At 72.0% G+C, this 12,425-nt stretch carries 6 protein-coding genes; 4 read left to right on the forward strand and 2 right to left on the reverse strand.

Features of this window, described 5'->3' with window-relative positions:
* The first annotated feature begins 340 nt into the window (after nt 1-340).
* From ASG69_RS20955 to ASG69_RS20965, 3 genes are all read left to right on the forward strand, one after another.
* Nucleotides 341-5,986 carry an IniB N-terminal domain-containing protein gene (locus tag ASG69_RS20955; RefSeq protein ID WP_056444033.1) on the forward strand — a complete coding sequence of 1,882 codons (5,646 nt, stop codon included), beginning with the start codon at nt 341-343 and terminating at the stop codon, nt 5,984-5,986.
* 146 nt (nt 5,987-6,132) lie between these two features.
* A complete protein-coding gene (locus ASG69_RS20960; RefSeq protein WP_056444035.1) occupies nt 6,133-8,055 on the forward strand; it encodes a dynamin family protein in 1,923 nt (640 codons plus the stop codon).
* Nucleotides 8,052-9,521 (forward strand): dynamin family protein, encoded by a 1,470-nt coding sequence (locus ASG69_RS20965; RefSeq protein WP_027506933.1) that lies wholly within the window; start codon nt 8,052-8,054, stop codon nt 9,519-9,521. Before ASG69_RS20960 ends, ASG69_RS20965 begins: the two co-directional genes overlap by 4 nt.
* A gap of 2 nt (nt 9,522-9,523) precedes the next feature.
* Here the strand turns inward: ASG69_RS20965 and ASG69_RS20970 are convergent, their stop codons facing one another.
* Entirely contained in the window at nt 9,524-10,081 is a 558-nt protein-coding gene (locus tag ASG69_RS20970; protein ID WP_156380616.1) for a hypothetical protein, read from the reverse strand.
* Between the two features lie 181 nt (nt 10,082-10,262).
* On the opposite strand from ASG69_RS20970, the gene ASG69_RS20975 reads away from it, so the two are divergent.
* Nucleotides 10,263-11,558 carry a lipase family protein gene (locus ASG69_RS20975; RefSeq protein WP_235579027.1) on the forward strand — a complete coding sequence of 432 codons (1,296 nt, stop codon included), beginning with the start codon at nt 10,263-10,265 and terminating at the stop codon, nt 11,556-11,558.
* Nucleotides 11,559-11,582: 24 nt separating this feature from the next.
* Here the strand turns inward: ASG69_RS20975 and ASG69_RS20980 are convergent, their stop codons facing one another.
* Complete coding sequence (locus ASG69_RS20980) at nt 11,583-12,416, reverse strand: hypothetical protein (protein ID WP_056444040.1); 834 nt, start codon at nt 12,414-12,416, stop codon at nt 11,583-11,585.
* Nucleotides 12,417-12,425 lie beyond the last annotated feature (9 nt).

The following is a 12,425-nucleotide window of genomic DNA, read 5'->3' on the forward strand; positions in this document are numbered from 1 at the left end:
TTTCCGTGCTCGTCGATATTCGTGCTCGTCAAGGCTGTGTCGGACCTGCTGTCGGGCACGTCGCCGTGACGCCGTAGCTGTCCACCGGCACTGTCGTCCCGATGGTCCGTTTCGTTACAGGTCACAAGAGTAGAGCGGTCCTATCCCCTATGCCCCCTAGTCCCCCCGATCTGCCCCGGGTCGACCCCCGGGGTGCAGGAAGGGGGCTGCGCCCCGTTGGGACACCTCACTAGTCGACCTAGTTTTGATCTCAACGTGCCGAGACAGTCGGCCCGACCACCTCGACGCCTGCACACACACCGTCTGCCGACACCGGTTCACACACACCCAGGAGATCCCGATGGCCACGAACGCCGTACTCGACTTCATCCTCAGCCTTCTTCGCGACGACAAGGCCGCCGCCGCCTACTGCGCGAACCCCCAGGCCTCGCTGGACGCTGCCGGCCTGCCCGACGTGTGCCACGCCGACATCGTGGCCGTGGCGCCCATGGTCGCCGAGTCCGGACTGTTCGCCGGCGGATCGCGTCTCGCCTCGATCGTGAACGCGGGCAGCTCCTCCAACGTCGTGAACTCGACCGTCGTGAATGCGGGCAGCGTGAACAACAGCACCGTCTTCGGCGGCAACAACGTCGCCGTCGGCGGCCCCACGTTCGGCAGCAACGCGGTGAACTTCGGAAACAACAACAACAACGGAAATTTCAGCAACAACAACTTCGGGGGCTTCGACCTGGGCGGCTTCACCTTCAGCCCGACCCTCATCGGTGGCGGCCTGGCGATCGGCAGCATCGGCAACATCGGCAACCTGAACCTCGGTGACCTGGATCTGAGCGGCCTGAACCTGGCCTCGCTCGACCTCAGCGGCCTGAACCTGGCCTCGCTGGACCTCGGCGGGATCGGCGACATCGACCTGCTCGGCGGACTCGACCTCAGCCTCATCGACCTGGGCGACCTCGACATCGCGGGCCAGTTCACCACGGTCCTCGCCCTCGTCCTGGCCAACGGACTCTCCCTCGGTGGCGACCTCGCCGCCGAGTTCGGTGCCGCACTGGGCGCGGCGTTCGACGCCTTCCTCGCCCTCGGCGGCGTCCTCGACCTCGACACGCTGGTCGACCTCAGCGCCACCCTGGCCGGTGCGCTCACCGCAGCGCTCGGCCTCGGCGTGGGTGCCGGAGCCCAGCTCACGGCCGCCCTCGACGCCGTGCTCGGCACCGTCGCCGGTCTCGACCTCGACGCCGTCGTCGGTCTGTCCGGCGTTCTCGCCAACGCACTCTCGGTGGGCGGTGTGCTCGGCGCGAATGTCGGCGCCGCACTCGGTGGCGTGCTCGGCGCGGCGGTCACCGCCGGTGGCTCGCTCGGCGCCGATCTGGCCGCCGCCCTCACCGCCGGACTCGATGTCGCCGGATCGCTCGGTGTCGTCGTCGGTGGCGCGCTCGGTGTGACCACCGACATCACCGCTGCTCTCTCGGGTGCACTCGCCGCTGCCGTCGACGTCGCCGGTGATCTCGGCGCGACGCTGACCACCATCCTCGACGCGAACGTCGTCGCCGCGCTCGCAGGCACGCTGACCACCGAGCTCTCCGCGGCTCTCGGCGCAGCCCTCGCTGCCGGCGGAGACGTCGCCGGTGAGTTCGGCGCCTCCCTCGGCGCGCTCCTCGGAGCCGTCACCGGCCTGTCCGGCGCACTCGACCTCGACGCTCTTCTCGGCGTCGGCGGCACCCTCGGCGCGACCCTCGCCGGTGTGCTCGGCCTCGGCGGCGGTATCGGTGCGCAGCTCGGCGCCGCGCTCGACGGTGTCCTGGAGTTGGCCGGTGGCCTGGACCTCGCGGCCGCCCTGGCCGGCGGAGCCGACATCGCGGCCACGCTCGGCGCCACTCTCTCCACTGCCCTCAGCGGCGTGCTGGTCGCCGGCGGTACCGTCGCCGGCACGCTCGGCGCGGCCTTCGGTGCCGCCCTCGGCGGCGTCCTGGGGGCCGACCTCGGTGCTCAGCTCGTCGGACTGCTGGCCGGTGAGCTGGACCTCGGTGCGGCACTGGCCACCATCCTCGACGGCGCTCTCGGCCTCGGCGGTTTGCTGGACATCGGCGCTCTCGCCGATCTCGGTGCCCTGCTCGACGTCGACGGCGCACTCGGCCTCGGTGCCGGTGTCCTGGCCACGCTCGGCGGTTCCCTCGAGGCTCTCCTCGGTGCGGGCGGCCTGCTCGGTGGCGATCTGACCGCACTGCTCGGTGCCGATCTCGGTGCTCAGCTCGCTGCCGCGCTGGCCGGCGCTCTCGCCGTCGGCGGCGACCTGGGCGGCGACCTCGGACTCGCCCTCGGCGGCGTGCTCGCCGGACTCGTGGACGTCGCGGGCGGTCTCGACGTCGACGCGGTGGCCGGACTCGGTGCCACCCTCGCCGCAGCCCTCACCGGCGCACTCGGTGTCGGCGCAGGACTCACCGGTGGACTCGCAGCGGGCCTCACCGCTCAGCTCGGTGCCGCTCTCGACGGTGTCCTCGGCCTGGCCGGCGATCTCGACCTGCTCGGCGGACTCGGCGTGCTGGGCGACCTGAACGTGCTGAACGACCTCAGCGTCCTCGGCGACCTGGACCTCGCGGCCACCCTCGGTACCGCACTCTCCGGCGCTCTCGCCGCCGGCGGCGCGGTGGCAGCCAACCTCGGTGCCACGCTCGGCGCGGCCCTCGGCGGTGTCCTGTCCGGCGACCTCGGCGCCGAGCTCGTCGGCCTGCTCGCCGGTGGTCTGGACCTCGGTGCCGGCCTCACCACCCTGCTGGGCGGTGTCCTCGATCCGTCCGGTGCCCTCGGCCTCGGCGGCGACCTCGTCGCCACGCTCGGCACCTCGCTCGCAGCCGTGCTCGGTGCGGGCGGTCTGCTCGACGCCGATCTCGCGGGCCTGCTGACCGGCGGCCTCGCCGCGCAGCTCTCCGCCGCACTCGCGACGGCTCTCGCGGCCGGCGGCGACGTGGCGGCGAACGTGGGCCTGGCCCTGGGCGACGTGCTCGGCACGGTCACCGCGGGTCTGGACCTGGACGGCGTCCTCGGCGCCGACCTCGCAGCGGCGCTCACCGCGGCCCTCGGCCTCGACGGCGACCTGACCGGTGGACTCACCGCGCAGCTCGCCGGCGCGCTCGACGCCGCACTCGGTGTGGTCGGAGGCGCCGACATCACGGCTGCGCTCACGGGCGCACTCGCCGCCGGTGGCGACGTCGCCGCAGGACTGGGCGCGACACTCGGCACCACCCTCGCTGCCGTGCTCGGCGCCGACCTCGGCGCCCAGCTCACCGGACTGCTGGCAGGCGGCGCCGATCTCGGCACCGCACTGACCGCCGTCCTGGGCGGCGCTCTCGACCTCGACGGGGTCTTCGGCATCGGTGCCGACGCGGCCGCCGGCCTGGTCGGCACGCTCGGCACCACGCTCGCCGCCGCACTGAACGTCGGCGGCCTGACCGACGTCGACCTCACCGCACTGCTCGGCGGCGACCTCACCGCCGTTCTGGGTGCCGCACTCTCCGGCGCCCTGGGCGCCGGCGGCGCACTGGGTGGCGACCTCGGCCTGGCACTGGGCGGGCTCGTCGGTGCTGCCACCGACCTCACGGCCGGCGCCGATCTCGGACTGGTCCTCGCCGGCGCACTCGGTGTCACCGGCGATGCCGCCGCCACGCTGTCGGGCGCACTCGACGCGATGCTGGGAGCTGCGGGCGGTCTCGACCTCACCGCGATCCTCGGTGCCGACGCGGACGTCGCCGCCACCGTCGGAGCCGCGCTCAGCGCAGCACTGTCGGCCGGTGGCCCGCTGGCCGCGAACGTGGGCGCCGCCCTCGGCGGCGTGCTCGGGACCGCCCTGTCGGGCGACCTCGGCGCACAGCTCGCAGGTCTGTTGGGCGGCGGCGTCGATCTGGACGCCGCACTCGGCACGGTCCTCGGCGGCGCACTCGGACTCGGCGGGCTGGTCGATCTCGACGGGCTCGCAGATCTGGACGGGCTCGGAGCCGTCGGCGGTCTGCTCGACGCCGACCTGCTGGGCGGCCTGACCGGCGCACTGGACACCGACATCGTCGGTGCGCTCGCCGGCTCGCTCGGCGCTGCCCTCGGCGCCGGCGGGCTGCTCACCGGTGACCTGCAGGCACTGCTCGGCGGCGATGTGGCGGCGCAGCTGTCCACCGCCCTCGGCGTGGCTCTCGGCCTCGGCGGCGACGCTGCCGGTGAACTCGGACTCGCCCTCGGCGGCGTCCTCGCCGGCGTCACCGACCTGACCGCGGGTGCCGATCTGGGTGCCGCCGTCACCGCCGCTCTCGGCATCACCGGTGAGGGTGCGGCCACCCTGGCCGGCGCCCTGAACACGGCGCTCGGACTCGGCGGGGCGCTCGATCTCGACGGCCTGGTCGGCGGAGATCTCGCCGCCACGGTCGGCGCTGCACTCGGCGGTGCTCTGGCCGCCGGCGGCGACGTCGCCGCCACGGTCGGCGCCACCCTCGGTGCCGCTCTCGGGGGCTCCCTGACCGCCGATCTGCAGGCCCAGCTCGGTGCACTGCTGGCCGGTGGGCTGGACCTCGACGCCGCGCTCGGCACGGTGCTCGGTGCGGCTCCGGATCTCGATCTGGACGCAGACCTCGCCGGCCTGCTCGGCGGCGCTGTCTCGACCGGCCTCGGCCTGGTCGCGGGAGTCGGCCTGCCCGACACGGAGCTGCCGGACCTCACGGGCAGCCTGGCCGCGGCACTGGGACTGGGCGGCGCAGCCGCAGCAGGACTGGGAACCGCACTGGGCACGGTGCTCGGCGGCACGGTGCTCGCCGATCTGGATGCGAACGGACTGCTCGAGGGTGACCTCGGCGGCATCGTCTCCGCCGCACTCGGCGACGCACTGAACGTCGGCGGTGTCCTCGACCTGGAGACCGACCCGGTCGGCCAGTTCGGCGCGGCGCTCAACGGGGCGCTCGGCCTCGTCGGCGGCGTGGACACCGGCGCCCTGGGCGACCTGCCCGCGACGCTGACCGCAGCATTCGGCGTCGGCGGCACGGCGGGTGCGGAGCTCGGCGGAGCCTTCGGCGCTCTGCTCGACATCGCCGGCGGCGGCGATCCGGTGGCGTCCCTGGGAACGGCACTCGGAGCCACGGGTGACCTCACCACGATGCTCGACGCCGCACTCGACACGGCGGTCTCCGCCGGCGGCGCGCTCGACGCCGAGGGTCTGCCGATCAGCGGACTGCTCGACGCGAACACCGGCCTCGACGGCAGCCTCAGCGCACTGACCACCCTGACCGGTGGCCTCGGCGCCGTGGGTGCGGTCGCCGGCGGACTGGACGGCACCCTCACCGGTGTCGGCGGCGCGGTCACCGATCCCGACGCGGTCACCGGTGCGGTGGCGAGCCTGGGCGGCGGCCTCGCCAGCGGCCTCGGGCTGGGCCTGAACAGCGTCACGCAGGGCGGGCTCGAGCTCGGCTCGGAGCTGCAGGGCGGCCTGACCGGCGCTGCGACCGGCGCGGGCGGCGTCTTCGGCGGCTTCGAGATCTCGCCCGACGGCGAGGTCACCGGCGGACTGGACAACACGTCCGAGTTCACCGGCGCACTCGACGGCGGCATCGACGCCACCGCCGACGCCGTGGGCCAGTTCCAGAACTCCACCGACGCCGTGCTCGGCGGCGTCACCGGAGCGACAGACGGACTGGGCCTGAGCGCGGTCACCGACGTCACCGGCGACGCGCTCGGCGCCGTGACCACGGACGGCGGACTCGGCGGCGACATCGCCGGCGAGGCCACCTCCTGGCAGGACGTCGACGCCGAGGGTGCCTTCGACGGCCCCGCGGCGGCGGTCGGCGGAGTCGGCGACGGCCTCACCGACACCGTCTCCGGGCTCGGCGGCGGACTCACCGGTGGCCTGACCGACGGCCTGTCGAACACCCTCGGCGGCGGACTGAGCTCCGCGGACGACGGCCTCGACACCGGCGCTGTGGCCGATGACAACGCGGCCGACGCGGGAGACGCCAACTGATCACCCGCGCTCTGTAACACCGACGACCCCGTACGCGCTTATGCGTACGGGGTCGTCGGCGCTTACCGTGAGGGTCACACCGCCGCAGATGGTGAATGCTCACAGACGCGCTCGACCCGTTGCCATCGCAGACAGATCGGGACCACATGCAGAACGACGCACCACCCGCCGTGCAGACCGGCGCCGGGAAGACCCCCGCGCCGACGCAGGCGACGCAACTGGCCGAGCTCCTGTCCCGGATGGGCGAGGTGGCGTCCGGTGCCGGTCGCCGCGACCTTCTCGACCGGTTGACGGCGGCGCGTGAGCGGGTGCTCGATCCGCGCCTGCGCATCGTCGTGGTCGGACCGCTCAAGCAGGGCAAGAGCCAGTTCGTGAACTCGCTGCTGGGCCTCGACGTGTGTTCGGTGGGCGACGACGAGACCACCGCGGTGCCCACGATGGTCGCGTACGCGGAGACCGAGCGGGCGGAGCTGGTGGTCGGCGAGATCGGCGCCGACCCGGTGCGCATCGACATCCCCATGGCGGACATCCATGCCGTCACACCGACCGACCCGCGCGCGGAGGGTCGCGAGATCCTGCGCCTCGAGATCTCCGTGCCCAGCCCGCTGCTGAAGGACGGGCTCGTCGTCATCGACACCCCCGGCGTCGGCGGCCACGGCAACCCGCACGCCAACAGCACCCTGGGTCTGGTCACGTCGGCGGATGCCGTTCTGGTGCTGTCCGATTCGAGTCAGGAGTTCACCGAGCCCGAGGTGGCCTTCCTGCGCCAGGTGGTGACTCTGTGCCCGGCGGTCGCGTGCCTGGTGACCAAGACCGACCTGTACCCGCACTGGCGGCGCATCGTCGAGGCCGATCGCGGGCACCTCGCGCGGCAGGGCATCGACGTCCCGCTGATGCCGATCTCGTCGATGCTCCGCTCGCACGCGCTGCGGCTGAAGGACGATTCGCTCGACAAGGAGGCCGGCTTCCCGGCTCTCTACGACTTCCTCCGCGGTGTGGTGCAGCGCGCCGACGCCACCACTCGCAAGGCCGTCGCTCTCGACGTCCGCTCGGTGTCCGAGCATCTCGCCCTCGCCCTGGGCAGTGAACTCGCGGCGCTTCGCGATCCGGAGACCGCCGCCGCGGCGGTGGCCGGTCTGCAACAGGCGCGGGCCAACGCCGAGGACATGCAGAAGCGCAGCAGTCGGTGGCAGCAGACACTCAACGACGGCATCACCGATCTGGCCGCCGACATCGACCACGACCTGCGAGACCGGCTGCGCGTCATCACCCGTGAGGCGGAGGAGGCGGTCGACGGGGGAGACCCGGGCAAGGACTGGCCGCGCATCGGTGAGTGGCTCGAGGACCAGATCGCCTCCGCCGTGGGGGACAACTTCGTCTGGGCGCACGAGCGGTCCCTGTGGCTCGCCGAGACGGTCGCTCGGCACTTCGCCGAGACGGCCGATGCGCACATCCCGGCGATGAACATCGCGAACGTCGACGGCGTCATGGACCCGGTGACCTCACTGGGGGACCTCGAGTCCGGCCGGATGGGCATCACCTCGAAGGTGCTCGTGGGCATGCGCGGCTCCTACGGCGGCGTGCTCATGTTCGGACTCATCACGACGATGATGGGACTGGCGCTGCTCAATCCGATCTCGCTCGGCGCCGGAGTCCTGTTGGGCAGCAAGGCCTACAAGGACGACAAGGAGGCGCGGGTGCTCAAGCGGCGGGCCGACGCGAAGGTCGCCATCCGCAAGTTCACCGACGACGTCAGCTTCCAGGTGGGCAAGGAGTCCAAAGACCGCCTGCGGCTCGTCCAGCGCCAGCTCCGTGACCACTTCACCGACATGGCCGATCAGACGGTGCGCTCGGTGAGCGACTCGCTGCGGGCCGCGCAGGAGGCGGCGACCGGCGCCTCGTCCGAGCGTGCCGCGCGCACAGCCGAACTGGAGCAGTCACTGAAGAAGATCTCTGCACTGCGCAGCATCGCGCAGAAGCTCGACCCCGAGGCCGTCGAGGCCGCCGAGGCAGACAAGGTCGTCGAGGCGGCTCGTGCGGACCGCACGCAGATCGGTACCGGCTCGTGAGTGTCACGCTCGACCGTGCGCGGGAACTCGTCGCGGCGGCGCAGGCGGAGTACGTGCGGGAGCCGGACGTCCGGGATGCGTTGCGCGTCTGCGCGGACCGGCTCGACGAGCCGCTGCGCGTCGCGCTCGCCGGATCACTCAAGGCCGGCAAGTCGACGCTCCTCAACGCGCTCGTCGGACAGGACATCGCCCCCACCGACGCGACCGAGTGCACCCGCGTGGTCACGTGGTACCGCCGCGGGACGTCTCCCTCGGTGACGGCCCGGTACGACGGGGACCGCTCGATGAGCATCCCGGTGTTGCGACGGGGTGGTCGACTGTCGTTCGACTTCGGCGATCTCACCGCGGACCGCGTGGACCGCCTCGACGTCGAGTGGCCGGCGCGAACCCTGGCCCGCAACACCATCATCGACACCCCCGGCACGTCGTCGCTGTCCCTGGACGTGTCCGAGCGGACGTTGTCGATGTTGACGCCCGAGGACTCCGCGTCCGGCGCCGACGCCGTGGTCTATCTCCTGCGCACCCTGAGCGCGTCCGACACGTCGTTCCTCACCCGCATCAACGACGCGGTCGGTGGCGACTCCGGCCCCCTCGGCGTGGTCGGCGTCGTCTCGCGTGCCGACGAGGTGGGCGCCGGTCGCATGGACGCGATGATGTCGGCCAAGGAAGTGGCGTCCCGCTTCGCGGTGGAGCTCGAGAAGACCGGTCTGTGCCAGGCCGTCGTGCCCGTCGCCGGCCTGCTCGCCCTCGGGGCACGGACGTTGCGGCAGAGCGAGTTCGGCGCGCTCGTCGCGTTGGCCGACGCTCCGCCCGACGACCTCCAACTGGCGATGCTGTCGGCCGACCGCTTCTCCCGCCCGGACATGCCACTCCCCGTCGATGCGGAGACGCGCGCCGGACTCGTCGACCGTTTCGGGCTCTTCGGCATCCGGATGGCCGTCACGCTCATCCGCATGGGCACGCGCGATTCGCCCTCGCTCGCACGGGAACTCGTCGAGCGCAGTGGACTCGAGGAGCTACGGCACATCATCGACGTTCAGTTCGGCGAGCGAGCCGACCAGCTCAAGGCGCACTCGGCCCTCGTCGCTCTCGATCGCGTGCTGCGCGCCTCACCGGCCGCGGGATCGCGCGCCATCATCGACGAGGTGGGATCCACCCTCGCCGACGTCCACGGGTTCAAGGAACTGCGTCTGCTCGGTCAGCTACGGGCACGCGAGGTGCGGCTGCCCGAGCCGGAGAAGGCGGAGCTCGCTCGACTGGTGGGTGCGCAGGGCACCGAGACGACGACGCGGTTGGGGCTCGATCCGGACGACTCGGTGGAACTGCAGCGCAAGACGGCCTTCGACGCGGTCCGCAGTTGGCGCTCCCGCGCGTCCCATCCGCTGCTCGACCGGTTCACGGCGCGGGCGTGCGACATCGCCGCGCGCAGCGCCGAGGGCATCCTCGCGGAGCTCGACCGCCGCTGAGATCAGCGCCGGACGGGAGCGGCTGCGAGCCATCGCCCGACGGCGGGGACGAACAGCGGAGCGGTGCCCAGCAGAGCGAGGGCCGCGACGACGAACGGCGCATACGTCGTGGGCTGCTCCAGCGCATCGGAGGTCGCGATCCAGAACGCGATCGATCCCGCGGCCGCGACGATGCCGACCACGGTCAGCGTGGATCGTCCGGTGGGGCGTCGGCCGCGGATCTGCAGGATGCCGGCCAGTCCCACCAGGAGAACGACGGCGCCGACGGCAGCACCGGCGACGAGCGTGATGAGGACCGTCGAGTCGATGTCCTCCGTCGAGGTGCCGGGGGCGTCGGCCGAGAGGACGTCGGCGAGGCGCGACCGTAGTCCCTGGTGGTCGAGTCCCAGCAGCGCGCCGGTGGCCGCCAGGACGACGAGGCACAGACTCCACAGGATCACGGCGGCATCGACGGCGCGTGGGCGCTCGTCGGGAACCGGCTCCCGCATGGGCGTCACGTGCACCGACGGGCGGGGCGGCTTCGGGGGTTGCGAGCCTTCGACACTGTCCGACGCGTTCATGGCTTCAGGCTAGAGGGTCTGTTTCCGCCCGACCCTGTTGTGGTCCGGCCCCGTCCGTTCGGGCTCGCAAAGTGATCGAGCACGAAGTCCGCGGTCGGGGTCACACGGGCTTCTAGGAAGTGGGCCCCATCACTTACGGTCAGGGCGGTAGTGGGCCCGCCTGGGCCCCGTTGTCGATGGGATGAATGTGCGGAAACTGCGGTCTGCCGGCGTCGGTCTGGTGATGTGTCTCGGTCTGTTCGGCGCGGTGGTGCCCACGGCGACCGCCGAACCCCCCGGCCCGGCGTCGAGCTTCTACACGCCCCCCTCACCGCTTCCCGCCGGGAACGACGGTGACCTCATCCGTACCGGGCCGTCGAATCTCGCACTGTCGCTTCCCTTGCCGCAGGGACCGATCCCCGGCACCGCGACGCGCCTGATGTACCGGTCGCAGGACGCCAACGACGCGCCGGTGGCCGTCACCGGGACGTACATCGACCCGTCGGCCGAGTGGACCGGCCCCGGTCCGCGCCCGCTCGTGGTGATCGCCCCCGGCACCCACGGCCAGGGTGATCAGTGCGCGCCGTCGCACCAGCTCAACAACGTCCTCACCTACACACCCGTTCTCGGACTCATGGTCGAGTACGAGCTCCTCTCCACCTACGCGTTGCTGGCCCGCGGCTACGGCATCGTCATCACCGACTACGACGGTCTGGGCACGCCGGGGGCGCACACCTACGTCAACCGCGCCGCGGAAGCGCACGCGGTGCTCGATGCGGCCCGCGCCGCGCAGCAGCTCGGCAACACCAAGGTCGGTTCCGATTCCCCGGTCGGCCTCTGGGGTTACTCCCAGGGCGGCGGCGCCGTGGCAGCGGCCGTGGAGCTCGCTCCCGAGTACGCCCCGGAGCTGGACATCAAGGGCACCTACGCCGGCGCGCCCGTCGCCGATCTCGCCGCGACGCTGGCGCAGGTCGACGGCACCATCCTCACCGGTGTCATCGGCTACACCCTGAACGGTCTGCGCCGGTCCAACCCCGAGTTGGGCCCGATCATCGACGCGTCGACCAACCCGGCCGGCAAGGCTGCGCTGGCGGCACTCGAGAATCAGTGCGTCGTGGAAAGTGCACTCACCGTGGGCTTCCACCGCACCAACGAGTGGATCACCACCGGCGAGTCGCTGTCGGACTACCTGAAGCGGATTCCCGAGGCGCAGACGGTTCTCGCCGAGAACAAGATCGGTAACCGCACACCCACCACGCCGGTCTACATCGACACCGGCACGGGCGACGACATCGTGCCGCACGGCCAGGCCGTCGATCTCGCCGCAACCTGGTGCGGGAAGGGCTCGAACGTCCAGCTGAACACGCAGCAGTTGCCGTTCTTCCTCCCCGGGCTCGCGCTCGGCCACGTCCTGCCCGACTTCATCGGACTCGGCGCCGGCACCAACTGGCTCGACGCCCGGTTCCGCGACGTCCCCACAGCGGGCAACTGCGCCTGACCCGTCACCGCCGAAGCGCCTCGATCACAGTCGATCGAGGCGCTTCGTCGCGTTCCGGACCCTCGAGGTCGACGCGTCCTTCTCCGACGCCGCCTCGGAACGCGCGTCCTGCGCCGCCTCCAGGTCCTCGCGTGCCTTCTCGAGTTGCTCGGTGAGGGCGTCGACCGACTCCTGCAGCTCGTCGACGCGATGGTCGGCGTGCTCCAGCGCCTCGGTCGCATCCTGCAGCGCAGCCTCGGCGTCGTCGAGTTCGGCCTGTGCGCGGGCTCGCTGCTCTTCCATCTCCCGTTCGGCCGTGTCGTCGGGTGCGGGTTCCGGTTCTTTCGCGGGTTCGGGATCGACGGACACCAGCCCCATCGGGCCGAACCGGCTGTACTCGGCGGCCCCCAGCATCCGGCCGCGCCGCACCTCGTCGGCGATGTCCGCATCGGACAGCGCCGCATTCAGGCTCTGGGTCACCTCGCGCCCGACGTCCTCGCCGATCGGGTGACCGCGGTCTTCTGCGATCTTCGCGGCGCGGTTCGCCAGTGCACGCACGGCGCGCTGCCGCTGCTTCGTCAGCGTGCGGAGGGTGGCGCCCGACGGTCGACCGGCCGGCCTCCGGCCTTCCCGCAGATGTTGCTGCGCCTCACGAAGTGCTTCGCCGAGGTCGAGCAGGTCTGTGACGTCGTCCTCCGCGTCGCGCACCGTCACGTTCAGTACCCACCCGACGATCGTCGGTTTGCGCAGCGCACCGATCTGCTTGGCCAGGTCCTTGTCGCCGTCGGAACGCGCCTGCTTCTGCCGGCCGGTGCGGGTGGCGACGAAGTCGGACGGGTCCAGCCCGTACAGCTCGTCGGCCACCTCGTCGAACGTCATGGTGGTCGA

The organism is Rhodococcus sp. Leaf225, assembly GCF_001426145.1.
In the GTDB taxonomy this organism is placed as follows: domain Bacteria; phylum Actinomycetota; class Actinomycetes; order Mycobacteriales; family Mycobacteriaceae; genus Rhodococcoides.

Coding starts and splice junctions, on each gene's coding strand:
- ASG69_RS20955 (WP_056444033.1), top strand. CDS start 341: ATGGCCACGAACGCCGTACTCGACTTCATCCTCAGCCTTCTTCGCGAC.
- ASG69_RS20960 (WP_056444035.1), top strand. CDS start 6,133: ATGCAGAACGACGCACCACCCGCCGTGCAGACCGGCGCCGGGAAGACC.
- ASG69_RS20970 (WP_156380616.1), bottom strand. CDS start 10,081: ATGAACGCGTCGGACAGTGTCGAAGGCTCGCAACCCCCGAAGCCGCCC.
- ASG69_RS20975 (WP_235579027.1), top strand. CDS start 10,263: ATGAATGTGCGGAAACTGCGGTCTGCCGGCGTCGGTCTGGTGATGTGT.
- ASG69_RS20980 (WP_056444040.1), bottom strand. CDS start 12,416: ATGACGTTCGACGAGGTGGCCGACGAGCTGTACGGGCTGGACCCGTCC.